The 16343-nt window shown below is 71.1% G+C and carries 19 protein-coding genes; 12 read left to right on the plus strand and 7 right to left on the minus strand.

Features of this window, described 5'->3' with window-relative positions; all coding sequences use genetic code 11:
• Nucleotides 1–2 precede the first annotated feature (2 nt).
• The gene (locus ACFYXC_RS19930) at nt 3–149 is read right to left on the minus strand and encodes a hypothetical protein (protein WP_389553288.1); all 147 of its coding nucleotides are present in this window, start codon (nt 147–149) and stop codon (nt 3–5) included.
• Nucleotides 150–200: 51 nt separating this feature from the next.
• On the opposite strand from ACFYXC_RS19930, the gene ACFYXC_RS19935 reads away from it, so the two are divergent.
• Nucleotides 201–1001 (plus strand): GNAT family N-acetyltransferase, encoded by an 801-nt coding sequence (locus tag ACFYXC_RS19935; RefSeq protein ID WP_389553290.1) that lies wholly within the window; start codon nt 201–203, stop codon nt 999–1001.
• 83 nt (nt 1002–1084) lie between these two features.
• Here ACFYXC_RS19935 and ACFYXC_RS19940 read toward each other — a convergent pair whose 3' ends face one another.
• Nucleotides 1085–1450, minus strand: coding sequence for a hypothetical protein (locus ACFYXC_RS19940; protein WP_389553292.1), 366 nt, complete (start codon nt 1448–1450; stop codon nt 1085–1087).
• Nucleotides 1451–1806: 356 nt separating this feature from the next.
• On the opposite strand from ACFYXC_RS19940, the gene ACFYXC_RS19945 reads away from it, so the two are divergent.
• The 11 genes from ACFYXC_RS19945 (at nt 1807) to ACFYXC_RS19995 (ending at nt 12017) form a co-directional block, all read left to right on the plus strand.
• On the plus strand, nt 1807–2640 hold the full coding sequence (locus ACFYXC_RS19945; RefSeq protein WP_388909723.1) for a PIG-L family deacetylase: 834 nt from the start codon (nt 1807–1809) through the stop codon (nt 2638–2640).
• A 142-nt stretch (nt 2641–2782) separates the two neighbouring features.
• Nucleotides 2783–3223 carry a VOC family protein gene (locus ACFYXC_RS19950; RefSeq protein ID WP_389553294.1) on the plus strand — a complete coding sequence of 147 codons (441 nt, stop codon included), beginning with the start codon at nt 2783–2785 and terminating at the stop codon, nt 3221–3223.
• A gap of 111 nt (nt 3224–3334) precedes the next feature.
• Entirely contained in the window at nt 3335–5752 is a 2418-nt protein-coding gene (locus ACFYXC_RS19955; RefSeq protein WP_389553296.1) for an Orn/Lys/Arg decarboxylase N-terminal domain-containing protein, read from the plus strand.
• Nucleotides 5753–5769: 17 nt separating this feature from the next.
• Complete coding sequence (locus ACFYXC_RS19960; RefSeq protein WP_389553297.1) at nt 5770–6102, plus strand: DUF952 domain-containing protein; 333 nt, start codon at nt 5770–5772, stop codon at nt 6100–6102.
• 279 nt (nt 6103–6381) lie between these two features.
• Nucleotides 6382–6597 carry a DUF6243 family protein gene (locus ACFYXC_RS19965; protein ID WP_388909735.1) on the plus strand — a complete coding sequence of 72 codons (216 nt, stop codon included), beginning with the start codon at nt 6382–6384 and terminating at the stop codon, nt 6595–6597.
• A gap of 642 nt (nt 6598–7239) precedes the next feature.
• Nucleotides 7240–7362, plus strand: coding sequence for a lasso RiPP family leader peptide-containing protein (locus ACFYXC_RS19970; protein WP_389553300.1), 123 nt, complete (start codon nt 7240–7242; stop codon nt 7360–7362).
• A gap of 317 nt (nt 7363–7679) precedes the next feature.
• Complete coding sequence (locus ACFYXC_RS19975; RefSeq protein WP_389553302.1) at nt 7680–9506, plus strand: asparagine synthase-related protein; 1827 nt, start codon at nt 7680–7682, stop codon at nt 9504–9506.
• Between the two features lie 9 nt (nt 9507–9515).
• Entirely contained in the window at nt 9516–9773 is a 258-nt protein-coding gene (locus ACFYXC_RS19980; RefSeq protein ID WP_388909744.1) for a lasso peptide biosynthesis PqqD family chaperone, read from the plus strand.
• The gene (locus ACFYXC_RS19985) at nt 9770–10192 is read left to right on the plus strand and encodes a lasso peptide biosynthesis B2 protein (RefSeq protein WP_388909747.1); all 423 of its coding nucleotides are present in this window, start codon (nt 9770–9772) and stop codon (nt 10190–10192) included. Before ACFYXC_RS19980 ends, ACFYXC_RS19985 begins: the two co-directional genes overlap by 4 nt.
• The gene (locus ACFYXC_RS19990; RefSeq protein WP_388909750.1) at nt 10189–11124 is read left to right on the plus strand and encodes an ATP-binding cassette domain-containing protein; all 936 of its coding nucleotides are present in this window, start codon (nt 10189–10191) and stop codon (nt 11122–11124) included. Before ACFYXC_RS19985 ends, ACFYXC_RS19990 begins: the two co-directional genes overlap by 4 nt.
• A gap of 38 nt (nt 11125–11162) precedes the next feature.
• Nucleotides 11163–12017, plus strand: coding sequence for an ABC transporter permease (locus ACFYXC_RS19995; RefSeq protein WP_389553305.1), 855 nt, complete (start codon nt 11163–11165; stop codon nt 12015–12017).
• 15 nt (nt 12018–12032) lie between these two features.
• Here ACFYXC_RS19995 and ACFYXC_RS20000 read toward each other — a convergent pair whose 3' ends face one another.
• The 5 genes from ACFYXC_RS20000 to ACFYXC_RS20020 all read right to left on the minus strand — a co-directional run bounded on the left by ACFYXC_RS20000 (nt 12033) and on the right by ACFYXC_RS20020 (nt 16309).
• Nucleotides 12033–12710 (minus strand): response regulator, encoded by a 678-nt coding sequence (locus ACFYXC_RS20000; protein ID WP_389553307.1) that lies wholly within the window; start codon nt 12708–12710, stop codon nt 12033–12035.
• A complete protein-coding gene (locus ACFYXC_RS20005) occupies nt 12653–13807 on the minus strand; it encodes a hypothetical protein (protein WP_389553309.1) in 1155 nt (384 codons plus the stop codon). The genes ACFYXC_RS20000 and ACFYXC_RS20005 overlap by 58 nt, the downstream gene beginning before the upstream one ends.
• Before the next feature lies 1 nt (nt 13808).
• The gene (locus tag ACFYXC_RS20010) at nt 13809–15020 is read right to left on the minus strand and encodes a sensor histidine kinase (RefSeq protein ID WP_389553311.1); all 1212 of its coding nucleotides are present in this window, start codon (nt 15018–15020) and stop codon (nt 13809–13811) included.
• Nucleotides 15021–15225: 205 nt separating this feature from the next.
• Nucleotides 15226–15441, minus strand: coding sequence for a PspC domain-containing protein (locus ACFYXC_RS20015; protein ID WP_389553313.1), 216 nt, complete (start codon nt 15439–15441; stop codon nt 15226–15228).
• Between the two features lie 199 nt (nt 15442–15640).
• On the minus strand, nt 15641–16309 hold the full coding sequence (locus ACFYXC_RS20020; RefSeq protein WP_389553315.1) for an enoyl-CoA hydratase-related protein: 669 nt from the start codon (nt 16307–16309) through the stop codon (nt 15641–15643).
• Nucleotides 16310–16343: the final 34 nt, after the last annotated feature.

Here is a 16343-nt window from a genome sequence, read left to right on the forward strand (position 1 = left end):
TCTCATGTCCCGATCTGCCCGGCGGACCAACCATGGGCGGCCTTGACCTGCTTGAGGCCGCGCCGGAGGGTCGGCTCGTAGCCGGTCCCGCCGGGGAAGCGCACCTCGTGGCCGCGCCCCGGCGGAGCCGGTGGTCGTGACTGACCCATGAAGACGAAAGGGTCACGCGAAGGGGAAGCACGACAGCGTGAGGAGAGCCGATGACGGACCTTGCGGCATCCATCGAGTCGATGGAACAGCTCGCCGTGGCATGGCGTGCGACGGTCCTCGACCGGGACGCGGATGCGGACGTGCGTGACCTTCCCGGCATCGCTGTCCGCTGGGCAGACAGCCGGTTCGCGTTCTGGAACGCCGTCACCTTGACCGATGTCGGCACCGACGCGACGCTCCTTCGCCGGCGGCTGACCCAGACGGCGGCCATCATGCGGGCGAAGAAGCACCCGGGCTTCCTGTGGGTCTTCGAGGATCTCCTCGAGGACGGAGCCCGCTCCGGGCTGGAGGAGACGGCCGAGCAGGCAGGACTGCAGTACGCCTTCCCCGGCACGGGCATGGCCGGCGACCTCCTTCCCGTCCCCGATCCTGTTCACCCGGACTTGACGTTTGTCCGTGTGACCACCGATGACCAGCTTCAGGCGTACGCGGACATCAACTCGCGTGGCTACGGTTTCCCCCTCGATGAGGGCCGCGACGGACTCGTCGGCTCCGCACTGTGGAAGAACGAGGTGCATGCGTACCTGGCCCTGTGCGGTGACCTCCCCGTGGCGTGCGCCGGCACCATCGCAGCGGACGGCCGCCTCTTCGTCGTACTGGTCGCCACGGAACCGGAATGGCAGCGCAGGGGCTATGGCGAAGCGGTCACCCGCAAGGCGCTGTATGAGGGCCACCGGGCCACCGGGCTGACTCGCGCCACCCTGCACTCGACCGTCGCCGGGGCGCCCGTCTACCCGCGTATCGGCTTCAGACCGAACTCCCCGATCCGCTTCTTCGGTCTGAAGAGCTGACGCGACAGTGGTGAGGTGGTCGGCGGCGGTGTTGAGCCGGCGTTGCCGGGCTGCGGCAGCGCGGCCACCGTCGATGCCCGCGATCACCTGGACGTGGGCGGGCGGACTGTTCGCGTCGGCCAACTCCCAGGTCCGCCGGCGCCCTTCGGCTGCCCCTGCTGCCGCACACGTCGCCGCATCACGAGTGCGGGAATACCGACAGCCAGCAACACCGGAATGGCGGCGGCGATCCCGAACCAGAGGAAGAGCGCGAGATAGCCGTAGGCGGCGTCGTCCACCTCCGCGTCCGCCTTCACCAGGAAGACGATGCCGGCCACGAAGGCGACCACCATGAGACCCGCGACGGCGATCGCGAGCCATTGCAGGACGCCCGCCCAGCGCCGGTAGCCGGCACTGACCTCCTGGAACCGCGGCGGCCCGTACCCGCCGGGCGGACCGGACCAAGGCATGGGCGCCGGATGCTGGACCGGCCGTTGATCAGACATGAGGCCCAGTTCTACGGCGCGCGGCCCCGGAACACCAGCTTCCGCCGCTCCATCACACAGCGTGAGGGAGCGGCGCCCCCGGGGTCACTTCCTCACCGAGTCCCACGCGCCGGCGGTGAAGCTGCGCAGGGTCCCATGCCGACATCCGGAAAAGTGGCCGCGCCGGGAACAGTCGGTCCGGTCAGTACGGTTGTACGGGCGGAGGGGCCGGCGCCGCACGTGCGGGAACACGGAGACCACGAGGTCGTCCGCTCGCCAGGATCCGGCCCCAGGATGGCGGTATGCCCGCCGCGCCCCAATATCTACAGAAGGACTCTTTCATGACTGACCGGCCGTTGACGCTCATGGCAGTACACGCCCACCCCGACGACGAGGCCACCGGCACCGGAGGAGTCCTCGCGCGGTATGCGGCGGAAGGCATCCGCACGGTGCTCGTGACCTGTACCGACGGCGCTTGCGGTGACGGACCGGGGGGTGTCAAGCCGGGTGATCCCGGGCACGACCCGGCGGCGGTCGCCCTGATGCGCCGTCAGGAACTCCAGGCGAGCTGCGACGTCCTGAAGATCAGCGATCTGGAGATGCTGGACTATGCCGACTCCGGGATGATGGGCTGGCCCAGCAACGATGCCCCCGGATCCTTCTGGCAGACCCCCGTGCAGGAAGGGGCGGCCCGACTCGCGGACCTCATGCGGCACTACCGGCCCGACGTGGTCGTCACCTATGACGAGAACGGCTTCTACGGTCACCCCGACCACATCCAGGCACACCGCATCACGATGGCGGCGCTGGAGATGACCGAGCTGACGCCGAAGGTGTACTGGACCACGATGCCCCGCTCGACGATGCAGCGGTTCGGCGAGATCATGCGCGAGTTCGATGAGGACATGCCGGAGCCGGATCCTGCCGAGGCCGCCGCGATGGCCGAGATCGGCCTCCCCGACGACGAGATCACCACGTGGGTGGACACCACTGGGTTCAGCGGTCAGAAGTTCGACGCGCTGGCCGCACATGCCAGTCAGGGCGAGAACATCTTCTTCCTCAGGATGGGCAAGGAACGTTTCGGTGAGTTGATGGGCATGGAGACCTTCTCGCGTGTCCAGGACCCCACCGGCGCGGCCACACCCGAGAACGACCTCTTCGCCGGACTGCGCTGAGCAGCCGACTTCCGAACGCGTCTCCGCTGTCACCGCCATCAGAGAATTCGGTGGTCTGCGGATGTCGAGAACGTACGGCCGGCTCCGTCCCGGGGATGGCAGCGGCCACCACCGGCCGTACGAGGAAGAAGGAGAAACCAGCATGGCGATTCAGCGTATGGACAACGTCGGCATCGTCGTCGAGGACATGGACGCCGCCATCGCGTTCTTCGTGGAGCTCGGTATGGAGCTGGAGGGCAGGACGGAGGTCAAGGGCCTGGTCGCCGACCAGTGCACAGGACTCGACGGCGTCCACTGTGACATCGCGATGGTCCGGACCCCGGACGGTCACAGTCGGCTCGAACTGTCGAAGTACCGCAGCCCCGCGGCGATCAGCGCCGGCCCGCGCAACCAGCCGCACAACATTCTGGGCACACATCGCGTCATGTTCGCCGTCGACGACATCGAGGGCACCGTTGCCCGACTGCGCCCTCATGGCGCCGAACTCGTCGGCGAGATGGCCCGGTTCGAGGACAGCTACCTGCTCTGCTACGTCCGCGGCCCGGAGGGCATCATCGTCGGCCTGGCCGAACAACTGCGCTGAGAGCGTTCCGTCCTGCGGGTGGTTTGCGGGCCGTGCGGCCCCGTCTTCGGTCGGCCGTCGCCGAAGCTGAGTGAGGGCGGCGTGGGCCGGCCCTCGGGCGGAGGCGGTTCCATGGCGGACAGCAGGATCCTGGTAGCGGTACGGAAACGTTCCCAGGGTGAGGACGCTGGTGCCGAGCAGTTGGCGCGCATCAGTGAAGCGATCGAGAGGCGGGGATTCGACGTCCGGTGGGCGGCGGGCGTCGCGGACGCCGAGGCAGTGCTGCGGACGGAGGCGGGACTGAGCGCGGCCCTGGTGGCGTGGGACCTGCCGGGCCGAGACGACGTGAAGGGTGAGCCAGGGGGCGCCGCGGTGCTGCGTTCCCTCGGCCGGCGCTTCCAGGACCTGCCGGTCTTCCTGGTCATGGGGGACGACGGTGTACGGGACCTGCCCCTGTGGGTGGCGGAGTCGATCGTGGGTTATGTGTGGCCGCTGGAGGACACCGCGGGGTTCATCGCGGGCCGGATCACCACCGCCGCGCGAACCTACCAGGACGCCGTCCTGCCACCCTTCTTCCGGGCGCTGCGCCGCTTCGACGACGCGCACGAGTACTCCTGGCACACCCCGGCCCACTCCGGCGGCGTCGCCCTGCTCAAGTCACCCGCAGGCCGGGCCTTCCACGACTATTTCGGGGAACGGCTGCTGCGCAGCGACCTGTCGATCTCGGTGGGGGAACTCGGCTCGCTGTTCGAGCACACGGGTCCGATCGGCGAGGCGGAGCGCAACGCCGCCCGGGTCTTCGGCGCCGACCGCACGTATTTCGTCCTGCACGGGGATTCCACCTGTAACCGCTTGGTCGGTCACTTCAGCGTCACCCGCGACGAGATCGCGCTCGTGGACCGCAACTGCCACAAATCAGTGCTGCACGGGCTGGTCGTCTCCGGCGCCCGCCCGGTCTACCTGATCCCCACCCGCAACGGCTACGGCCTGGCCGGACCCTTGCCCCCGGCGGAACTCGCCGCGGACTCCGTCGCTGCCCGGATCGCCGCGAACCCGCTGGCCCAGGATGCCGTCTCGCCGGACCCCCAGTACGCCGTCTTCACGAACTCCACCTACGACGGCCTGTGTTACGACGCCCCGGCGACGGCACGGGCGCTCGCCGCCAGCACGCCCCGGCTGCACTTCGACGAAGCATGGTTCGCCTACGCCCGCTTCCATCCGCTCTACGCGGGCCGGTACGGCATGTCGGTCGACGGGAGCACCTTCCCCGGACCGGACAGGCCAACGGTCTTCGCGACCCAGTCCACCCACAAGCTGCTGGCCGCGCTGTCGCAGAGCGCCATGGTCCACGTCAAGCCCGCCCCCAGGGCGCCCGTGGAACACGACCGGTTCAACGAAGCGCTGATGATGCACGGCACCACCTCGCCGCTCTACCCGATGATCGCCTCACTGGATGTGGCCACCGCGATGATGGACGGGCCGCAGGGCCGCTGGCTCATCGACGAGGCCATCACCGAAGCGGTCCGCTTCCGCCAGGAGATGGTGCGCATCCGTCGCCGAATCGAAGAGGCGGGCGACCGGCCGCCATGGTTCTTCGGCGTGTGGCAACCGGACACGGTCACCGACCCGAGCACCGGAACAGCCCTACCGTTCGAGGAGGCCCCGGCCGAACTGCTGCGCACCGAGCCGGCCTGCTGGAACCTGGAACCCGGCGCCGCATGGCACGGCTTCCCGGGGCTGACGGACGGCCACTGCATGCTCGACCCCATCAAGGTCACCCTGACCTGCCCGGGCATCGACGCGAGCGGCACCATGGGGGAGTGGGGCATCCCGGCACGCGTACTCACCGCCTACCTGGCCACCCGCCACATCGTGGTGGAGAAGACCGACAGCTACACGACGCTCGTCCTGTTCTCCATGGGCATCACCAAAGGCAAGTGGGGGACCCTCCTCGACGCCCTGATGGACTTCAAAGCCCTCTACGACGCGGACGCCCCTCTCGACCGGGTCCTGCCCGCACTGGTCGCCGAGCACCCCAGGCGCTACGCCGGACACACCCTGCGCGAGCTGTGCCAGGACATGCACGACCAGCTGCGCTCAGTGCGCCTCGTCGACCTCCTGGACACAGCATTCCAGCAGCTGCCGGAGCCGGTCGCCCCACCACAGCCGTGCTATCAGCGCCTCATCCGCGGCGGCACCCACCGCGTACGCCTCACCGAGGCGCCGGGCCAGGTGGCAGCCGCCATGATCACCGTCACCCCGCCAGGCATCCCCGTCCTCATGCCCGGTGAAAGCGTCGGCGCGCCCGACGGCCCGCTGCTGCGCTACCTCACCGCCCTGGAGTCCTTCGACCGCCGCTTCCCGGGATTCCGCAGTGAAACCCACGGCGTGACGCTCGATCCCGACACCGGCGACTACCTCATCGAATGCCTGCGACCGACAGCCCTCCAGGAACCAGACCCCGACGCACAGGACCGCCGCACACCGGCCCAACGCAGGCCGGAGGACGGTCAACGGCCGGCGGACAGTGGCACCCTGTCGCACGGCTGAGGTCGTAGCGTGGGCTCATGCTCGAAAGCACGCACATACTCCACCTCACCGAGCGCTCCCTGTGGGACGCGGCTCGCGAAGACGGCGCGTACCGCATGTCGACCCGCGGGCGCACCCTGGAGCAGGAGGGCTTCATCCACTGCTCGACGCGCGCCCAACTCCCGTCCGTGGCTGCCTTCCTGTACGGCTCCTACGAGGGCCCCGACGAGCTGGTGGTGCTCGTCGTGGACCCCCTGCGGCTGGACGTGCCGGTGAAGTACGAAGCACCGGAGCCCGGGGCCGAGAAGTTCCCGCACGTGTACGGCCCGATTCCGGTGGACTCGGTGGTCGAAGTGAAGCCGTGGCGGTGACGGGCCGCAGCGGGGCTTGGCGGTGGGCCGCGGCGGTATGGCTGGTCCTGGTGGCCGCCGCGGGCGGGCTGACTCTGCCAGGCGGGCGTGCTGTCAGGCGGTGGTGCCGAAAAGTTGGTGTGCGGGGTCGACGGGACCGGGTAACGTTCTTGGCATGTTCTTCCAGACGCCGATTTACGAGTGAGAGCGTGACGGGCCCCTGCTGACGTCCTGCGACGTCGCCGCCCGTCCCCCACCGATGAATCCGTAGATCATTTCATCTCATTACCGGGAGAACCCGTGACCGTGAGCAAGAACATCAACAACCCCGTGGGCATGGGCGGCGGCCAGCGCAAGAAGCAGTCCCGTGCCGAGCGGCAGAACAACGGTCCGTACCGCAACCTCGATCGTCAGGGCGCGGCCGACCAGAAGGCGGAGCTGGTGCGCAAGATGCGCGAGAAGACAGGGGCATCCGACGCCACCGAGCAGGCAGGCGACGACACCGGACAGAGCTGACGCACCGCCGCCGCAGGGCGGCACCGCAGGGCCCGGACCGCAACGCGCGCGGTCCGGGCCCTGCGGCCGTGTCGGGCGGCCGGCGATGTCCTCGGCCCTCTCGACCACCGAGACCCCCGGGATCTTCGCCGCGGCACGGTAGAGCGCGGCGTTCACCTCGGGAAGGAGCGTCGCGTCGTCGAGCATGTCACCGATCATGTCCAGCGCCGCGCCCCGATTGATCGAACCGTTGTCCTTCGTGTCGTCGTAGACCTTCTCGAGCAGCGCGTCGGGGTCCGTGGGCAGTGCCTCCAGCTCGCGGTACGAGGTGATGTTCGGGTCGGCGGACAGCCTCATGTCCTCCGGGACGCCCTTGGGAGCACCACGTCCTGTCCGCTCGGCACCCTTCGTCTCTGTGGCGGCTCTCACAGCCCACCCGGCCATGTTCGCGATGAAGAGCGGATCACGTTCGGTGACGGCCGCCCCGCTCGCGCTGTCGCTGTCCAGGGCGTGTCACCCGAACAGGGGTCGTGCGCCGGGGCGGCCCGGTCCATAGCGTTGTCCCTGGCGGACGGCCCGGGCAAACGGAACAAAGCGGGCCGCCCGACCATCGTCCGACGTCCGGGATGTCCGGGCGCCACTCACACCCTGGAGGTGGCTTTCGTGTCCAGCGAGATCGCGTACGAAGTTCCCACTCTGATCGAGGTCGGCGAATTCGCCGAACTCACCCAGCTCACGTCGCGGGGCTACTGGATCGACAGCCCGTGGGGCGCCTGGTGGCTCTGAGCCCCCTGTAGGTCCGCAGGGCTGAGTGAGACGAGCGGCACCGCCGGGGCAGTGGCCTGACGCGCCGACGTACCGCACCCGATCACTCCAGCACGGGGGTGGGGGGGGGCGCGCCCCCCCCCCCGCCGGGCGCCCCCCCCCCCCCCCCCGCGCGGGGCGGGGGGCGGGGCCGGGGGGGGGGGCCCCCCCCAACCCCCGCGCCCCGCCGCCCGCGCCGCCCCAAACCCCCCCCCCCCCCCCCACGGGGGGGGGGCCCCCCCCCCCCCCCCCCCGGGCGGCCCCCCCCCCCCACTCTGGCACTCCGGTGGAGGATACGCATGGAGTTCGTGGTACTTCCCGACCATCCGGCGGGCGCCGAGGCCCTCGCGCTGGCGCCGGCACCGCCGCGCCCCAGGGTGATCGCGCACCACTCCGGCCGGCCCTGGCTCGTCGGCGACTGGCCCGACGACGAGATCGTGTTCGTCTCCGCCGGCCCGCGGCGCCTTGCCCTGCTGGGATGCGTATCCGCCCAACGGGACGTACTCGCAACCCGGTTGGGGCAGGTCCGTTCCCTGGCCGACCTGGACGGCCTCGCCCGCCTGGCCGCGGGCAGCTTCCACCTCGTCGCGTCCCTCGACGGCCACGTACGAGTCCAGGGCACACTGTCCGCCGCATGCCAGGTCTTCCACGCCACGGTCGCCGGCGTGACGATGGCGGCCGACCGCCCCGAGGCGCTGGCCGACCGCACCGGCGCGAGCGTCGACGAGGAGCGGGTGGCGCTCGAACTGCTGTCCCCGTTCGGGCCTCCCGAGCCACTCAGCGAGCGTTCGGTGTGGCGTGGCGTGCGCAGCCCACGGATCGGGCACTGCCTGGAGATCGACCGGAACGGCGCCGGGCGGACACGGCGCTGGTGGACACCGCCCGCACCCGAACGCCCGTTGGGCGACGGCGGCTTCGTCCGCGAGGCGCTGTTCGACGCCGTGGCGGCGCGTACCGCGGGCCAGCCCGTGGTGAGCGCCGACCTGTCCGGCGGTCTCGACTCGACGAGTCTTTGTTTCGTCGCCGACAGGTCCGGCGGCACACCCCTGGCGACCCTGCACTACGAGGCGCACGGCGGGCGGGGCGAGGACCTGTCCTGGGCGCGCCGGGCGGCGGCCGAACTGCCGCGGGCCCGCCACCTGGTGGTGCCGCCGACGGAGACGCCGGACTGGTACGCGCCGTTCGCGCACACCCCGCACGACAGGGAGGGCCCGCTGATGTTCGTCCGGGCCCGTGCCACCGTCGAGCATCAGGCCGCCCTCGTCTCCTCCCTGGGCGCGCGCCGGCACCTCCAGGGTGTCGGGGGCGACGAGCTGTTCCTCCCGAGTGTGATGTGTCTGCACGGACTGCTCCGGCGCGCTCCGTGGGCGGCACTGCCGCACGTGCGCGCGCTGCGGTCCAGACGTCGTTGGTCGCTGGCCACGACGGTGCGCACGATGGCGTCCGCGCCGTCCTATCCGCGCTGGCTGGGAGCCCAGGTGGACGGGCTCGCCGCGGACCGGGCCTGGGGTTCGGGCGCGTACTGGGAGGTTGCGCCGAAGCTGCCGCCCTGGATCACCGCGGACGCGGCGGCGACCGTACGCCGCCTGCTGTGCGAGGCCGTCGCGGCGAACCCCGAACCGCTGGCCCCGCTCCCGGTCCAGCACGAGATGATCTGGATCAACCGGGTCAACGGCACAGCCATGCGCCGCAATTCACGGATCGGCGCACAGGCGGGCGTCGCCTTCCACGCCCCGTACACCGACGACCGGGTGCTGGAGACCGTCCTGTCCGTGCGCCTGGCCGATCGTGTGGCCCCGGGCCGCCTCAAACCCGTACTCGAACGTGCGCTGGCCGGGGTGACGCCGGCCGGGATCCTGCACCGGACCGGCAAGGACGACGCCAGCCCCACCCTCTACGCGGGACTGCGCCGACGCCGCGGTGAACTGCTCGACTTCGCCGAGGACACACGCCTGGCCGGCATGGGCCTGATCGACGGGGCGGCGCTGCGCCGCCTGCTCGTCGGCACCCATGCCGACACCCGGCCGCTGATGCCCTTCGACCCCACCCTCGCCTGTGAGCTGTGGCTGCGGGCGGTGTCCCCCACGGGCACGACCGCCCCGGCCCCCTCGTCCCGAACCACGTAAGGAGGCACGATGACCTTCGCCCTGGTGCCCGGGGTGTCCGTCGCCGACACCGGGAACGGCACGGTGCTGCTCGACGAACGCAACGGCCGGTACTGGATGCTGAATCGCACCGGCGCCCTGGTGCTGCGCTGCCTGCTGGACGGTGAGTCCCCCGAGGAGGCCGCCCGGACGCTGCTGCGGCGCTTCCCCGACGCGCCCGGCCATGCCGCCGCTCACGTGGACGGTCTGCTCGACGCCCTGCGCACGGCCAAGGTGATCGCTCCGTGAGCGGCGCGACCCTGCGCCTCGAGTCGGCCAGTGCACCGCCGTGGCTCCTGCGCCCGCCGGCCCTGCTCGCCGCGGGCACGGCGCGACTGCTGGCCAGGACGGCACCGGCCAGGCTGCGCCGGATCCTGGCGTTCGCGAGCCGGGGGGCGCGCCCCGCGAGCGCGGCACAGGCGCTGCGGGCGCGCAACGCGGTGGTGTACGTGAGCCTGGCCTGCGCCGGTCCGCGCTGCCTGCAACGGTCCATCGCCACCGCGCTGTTGTGCCGCCTGGGCGGCACCTGGCCCCAGTGGTGCACCGGAGTGGTCACCGAGCCCTTCGCGGCACACGCCTGGGTGGCCGTGGACGGCGAGCCTGTCGGCGAGGACACCGGTCACGTCCGCTCCTTCCACGTCATCATGTCCGTGCCCCCACGCCGATGAACGCCGACGAGCCCGCGGCGATCCACACACGCGGCCTACGACGCGTCTACGGCGACACCGTGGCGGTGCACGGCCTGGACCTGACGGTCGCCGAGGGGGAGAACTTCGGTTTCCTCGGCCCCAACGGCGCCGGTAAGTCCACCACCATCAGCATGCTGTCCACCCTGATGCGGCCGAGCGCGGGACGGGCGGCCGTGGCCGGAATGGACGTCGAGCGGCGGCCGGACGAGGTCAGACGGCGGATCGGCGTCGTCTTCCAGGAGCCGACCGCCGACCGGCAGCTGACGGGGTGGCAGAACCTCCGCTTTCACGCCCGCCTTCACGGGATGTCCCGGCGCGACGTACACGCCCAGGCGGGGGCCCTGCTGGAGATGACGGGGCTGGCCGACCGGCGCGACGCACCGGTCGGCACCTACTCCGGTGGCATGCAGCGTCGGCTCGAAGTGGCCCGCGCCCTGATGCACCGGCCGCGAGTGCTGTTCCTCGACGAGCCGACGACCGGACTCGACCCGCAGAGCCGGGCCCAGATCTGGCAGAGGCTGCACGAACTCGGCCGGCAGGAGGGGGTCACCGTCTTCCTGACCACGCACTACCTGGAGGAGGCCGAGAACTGCGACCGGATCGCCGTGATGGACCACGGCCGCCTCGTGGCGCAGGGAACGCCGCACGAGCTCAAGTCGGCGATCGGCGCCGATGTCGTGCACCTGCGGACGGACGACGACACGAGAGCGGCCCAGGCCATCCGCGATCGGTTCGCCCTGGACGCCGAGGCCGGTCCGGACGGTGTGCGGGTCAGGACGGCGGACGGGGCGCGCTGGGTGCCGCGGCTGTGCGCCCAGCTCACCTCGGGGATCACCTCGGTGACGGTCACGAGGCCGAGCCTGGACGACGTGTTCCTGCACCACACCGGCCGTTCCCTGCGGAATCCGTAAGAAGCGGAGTCCGGAAGAAGAAGAGAAAGGATGGCGACGTGCTGGAGTCCACCGCGGAGCGCCCCGGCAGGCTCACGACGCGGCCGGGCGGCCGCCGCCCGGCCGAGCTGGCGGCGCTGCGGGCGCTGGTCCGACGGGAGATGACCCGGCTGGTCGCGAGTCCGGCCCAGGCGGGCCTGACGCTGCTCAATCCGCTGCTCTACTTCGTGGTGCTCGGGACCGGGCTGAGCGGCATGGTCGGGTCCGTGTCCGGCACCGGGGACTACATGACGTACGTCTACCCCGGGATCCTGATGATGGCCGTACAGATGCCCGCGCTGAACGCCGGGATGTCCATCGTCCGGGACCGCGAGACGGGGCTCCTGCGTGCCGTGCTGGTCGCGCCGGTTCGGCGGGACACCTTTCTCGTCGGCAAGTGCCTGGGCAGCGCGGCGACGGCGACCGCGCAGGGCGGGCTGCTGCTCGCCTTCGCCGGCTTCGCCGGACTGCCCTACGACCCGCTGCTGCTGCTCGCGTTACTGGGGGAGCTGGCGCTGGTGGCGTTCACCCTGACGGCGTTCGTGACCCTGGCGGCCGTCTGCATCACCCGGGTCGAGACCTTCCAGTCCGCGCTGGGAGTGACCATGCTGCCGCTGTTCTTCCTGTCGGGCGCGATGTTCTCCGTGGCCGGCCTGCCGTTGTGGCTGGCCGTGCTGACACTCGTCAACCCGCTGACCTACGCCGTGGACGCGCTGCGGCAGACCGTGGCCTGGGCCGCGCCGAGCGGGACACTGCCGCCCGGACCCGACTGGGGCGGCTGGGCCCCGCCCCTCGCGGTCGAGCTGATGGTGATGTGCGGGCTCGGCCTCGCGGCCCTGGCGCTCGCGGCGCGGCGCTTCTCCCGCGCGGAGTAGCGGGAGGCGCCGCGATCAGGCCGGCGGCGGCGGCCGCCGGGTGGAGCGCGCGACCTCACCGGGGGTGACCAGGCCGTCCTCGATCGCGCGGGCCAGCATGTCTGCCTTCGTCGGTGCGGGCCTGCCGACCTGGGCGTACTTGACCCTGGCCCGCTTGATGTACATGTCCACGGTGTGCACGGACACGCCCATGCGGCGGGCCACCGACGCCTTGGACATGGACTGGAACCACCAGAGAAGTGACGTGCGCTCCTGCTGGGACAGCCGGGGGCTCACCGGGCTGCGGTCGCACACCAGGACACCGGCTGTCGTCGGGGGCACATAGGGTCGGTCGGCCGCGGCGGCGCGCACCGCGTGGAGCAGGTGGGCCTGGCCCTCGCTCTTGGCGACGAATCCGCTGGCACCCATGTCCAGCACGTCCATCACCAGTGATGCGTCGGTGAACTGCGAGAAGACGACGACCCGTTGACCGGCCGCGGCGAGCGCGCCGACGTCCGGTAACACCAACCGCCCGTTGAGGTTGAGGTCCACTATCAGGACGTCCGCCGTGCCGGAGCACAGGTCCGCCGTGGTGTCGCCGGTGTGTCCGACGCGCACACCCGGCTCCTCGGCCAGCCATGCCCGGACGCCGTCGATCACCACGGGGTGGTCGTCGACGATACCGACGTCGAACGCGACCTGGGGACGCGCCATCGAGACTCCAGCCACAGCAGGTTCTCCTTCTCGTCGAAGATCACGGATGTGTCGCTCGGACCGGACGTGCGCAGCGCGACGGGGGCCGCGGCGTCGGCCACCACGCTCACCGTGACCTCAGTGGTGGTTGCGACAACGGTCACTCGGGCCCTGACCTCCGCCGACGCCAGCGCCAGGAGCGGCCCTTCGGTCAGCCGCCGGCGAACGGCCACGGGAACGTCGGGCAGTTCCCCGTAGCAGACGAACGTGACGTCCACGTTCCGACGGTCGGCGACATCGGCGCAGGCCCGGAGTTCGTGCAGCAGAGGATGGGCCGCGTCCTCCGTCTCGGCGAACAGGCGGCGCAGCCGTGCCGCCTCGATCGCACTCGACCGCCGCACGGCGTCGTCCCCCGGGTGTGCACGTCCCTCGGCCAGGTCACGGAGCAGCGGTGCGATCCGGTCACGCAGGTAGCGGTAACGCCGCCGCCGTTCGATGTGCCTGGTCTCCTCGGCGGTCTGGCGCGCCAGCCGGTCCGCCTGCGCCCGCGCCGCGCGGGTCGTGAGGTGGGCGGCGTGATGCAACTGCCGGGCGAGCAGGGCGAAGGTGAGCTGGATGCCAGCCGTGGTGTAGGACTGGGTGATCAGCCGGCTCCAGGCCACCCGGGTGTCCAGGTCGCCGCTCGATCCGAGCGCGACCACCGTCAGCGCGACGGTGCAGCCCAACAGGGCGACCAGTTCGTGGATCGGCCGTTGCATCAGCAGCAGCACGCCGAACCAGCCCACTGTGTTCGCAGCCCAGCTGATGTCGCTGATCGCCTCACCCTTCGGATACGTCGTGACGGCGACGGCGCCGGCCAGCAGAGCGACGATCGTCAGCGCCGGGGCCACGCGGCCGTGCAGCGCGGACCGGATCAGCAGCGCGGAGCCGATCGACTGGACGGCGCAGAGCATCAGCCAGGCCGCGAGGACCGCCCATGCCGGTTCGTAGCGCGACCAACCGCGGAGCAGGATCAGGGAGTCGAAGCCGAGATGCCAGATGGCGACGATGACCACCACCACGACGCTCACCACGTGGGTGTAGCGGGCCGCGATCAGCTCTCCCGGCGGCGCGCTCACGTCATTCCTCACGGGGCCACCGCAGCGTGACGCGGACCCCGGCGCCGGGCCGCGTCTCGATCCGCGCGCTGCCGCCCACCGCCGCCATCCGGCCCACGGTCGACTCCCTCAGCCCTCTGCGGTGCAAGGGCACGGCCGCGGGGTCGAAGCCGCGTCCCCGGTCGAGCACGTCGACGACGACACCGGCGCCGACCGCCTCCGCGCGTACCTGGGCCGTCGTCGTGCCGGCGTGCCGTACGACGTTCGTCAGGGCCTCCGCGACGGCGTCGGCGAGTGCGGTCACGACCGGCTGGGGCAGCAACACCCGTACGAGTTCGAACCGCACGGTCAGCGCGGGCAGTCCCGGCCGCGGTCTCGAAGCCGCGGCGCGCAGGGCCACGTCCAGCGGAACCGGGGGAGCGGGGACGGTGTTCGGGCCGTCCGCGTCGGCCAGATCGTGGATCACGCGGAGGTCGGCCACGGCGCGGCGACGCAGGGACTCGGTACGTTCGGTGATCGCGCCGGTGCTCACCATGGTGAGGGTGGCGAGCACGGTGTCGTGCAGTCGCCGCTGGTGGTCGCGCTCATCCGCGCGGGCCGCCGCCCTGGCCAGCTCGTTCGCCTGCGCCACGGCCTTGGCCGCCAGCGCGGCGTCCGCAGAGGAGGCGGCGCGGCGCAGCAGCACGAACAGCCCGGCGCTGAGAATGCCTTGGAGCACGAGCACGACGGGCGCCTCCCGCAGGCCCGGGGCGCCGAGCATGTAGGCGGCGGTGATGACGACGGTCGCCAGGAGCCCGTGGGCCCGGCGCAGGAAGAACGGCGCGCTGAGCACGGTGACGCCGGCCACGAGGTCGATCCAGCCGGTGCCGGCGCTCGCCGTCAGCACCGGGGCGGGCACCAGCTCGCCGTGGAGCAGGCAGAGCGCAGCGCAGACGGCGACATCTGTCACGCCGAGCCAGAAGGTGGGGCCCCCGCGGAGCAGGAGGACGCCGAACGAGCCCGCCCAGACCAGCAGGCCGGCCACGCAGAGCAGCACCCGGGCGGGGTTCGCGGACGACGCCAGCCCGAGCAGTGCGACCACGGTGGCCACCGCCGCACCGGACAGCCGCAACACCACGACGACCAGCAGGGCTTGGCGCTCCAGGCTGAGCGTGGCGGGACCGGCGGCAGGGACCACGCCGTGCCCGCGTACCGACGCAGGGGCGTGTTCGATGCGCTCGCGTTGCTCGGACATCAACCCACTGCCCCCGGGACGTACTAGGCGCTGACCGTTCCCTGGCCACGCCCATGGACCTTAGGGTCATCGTGGGCTTTCAGGCTTTGTCAGTCGCGCAGGAAACTGTGTCAGTAGCGCACGGCTTCAGGCGACATGCCGGTGGGGCGCGCACCCTTTCGGAGATGCGCGCCCCACCGATCGGTACCCGCTGCGGGAGGCCGGATCAGGTGCCTGTCACCAGGCCACCGCGGGCCACCTTGGACTCCGACGGCAGCAGCAGCCACAGCGCGATGTACAGCAGGAACTGAGGGCCGGGCAGCAGGCAGGAAGCCAGGAAGATCCCCCGCATCGTCGTCGTGGAGGTGTGGAAACGCTGTGCCAGCGCGGCACACACTCCGCCGATCATGCGACCACTGCTGGGACGGGCAAGGCGGCTCATCGTGACTCCTTCATGAAGGTCTTCGAGGTGCCCTTAGGGCTGCCCCGTCGTGTGCCAGCAACGCTATGGCGGCGAACGGAGCCAGGCATCGTCCCCATGGGGCGGTTCCCACGTCGGAAGTCGTCCGGGAAGGCTACTCCCGCGGCGGTACGGGAGTTCGGCACCGTCGCCGCGTGCCGGGTCACGCGGCGGTCGTCGGTCAGGCGAGCGGGTGGCTGTCGCGCAGGGCGGCCAGCACCGGGGCGTACATACGGCCCTTGATGGTGCCGAGAGTGTCGCCGGCCTTGCCCGCCTGTGCCTGGGCGATCTCGACGGCGGTGGAACGCAGGGTGTCCTCGGGGACGGCTCGGTCGACGACGCCCACGGCGGCGGCGTCGATGCCGCCGTACCGGCGGGCGGTGAGCATGGCCTCGTGTGCGGTCTGTGGCGCCAACCTGGACTGTATGAGAGCGGCCATGCCGGAGGAGAAGGGGATGTCGATGTCCGCCTCGGGCAGGCACCAGTAGCCGCGGTCGGCACGCATGACACGGAAGTCGTGGGCCAGGGCGAACATCGCTCCAGCGGCAAAGGTGTGCCCTTGCAACACGGCCACCGTGATGACCGGCAGCGACACCATCCGCGCAAGCAGTTCATGGACGGAGGCGATGTAGTCCTGCTGCTGGTCCACGTGGTCGAACAGCCAGTCCAGGTCGAGGCCGTTCGAGTAGAACTTGCCGGTGGCGGTGGTGATCAGGGCGCGGGGGCCCTGAGTCTTCTCCACCTCGTTGAGCGCGACGCCGACAGCGGTGATCCAGTCGGGGTGGAAGCGGTTCTCTTCGTCACCGAGGTCAAGGACAAAGACGTCGTCCTGGCGGTCGAGTGAGGGCATGGCAGTTCCTTCGAGCTGAGTGGGGAGACGATCG

The organism is Streptomyces sp. NPDC002701, assembly GCF_042889045.1.
GTDB lineage: Bacteria > Actinomycetota > Actinomycetes > Streptomycetales > Streptomycetaceae > Streptomyces.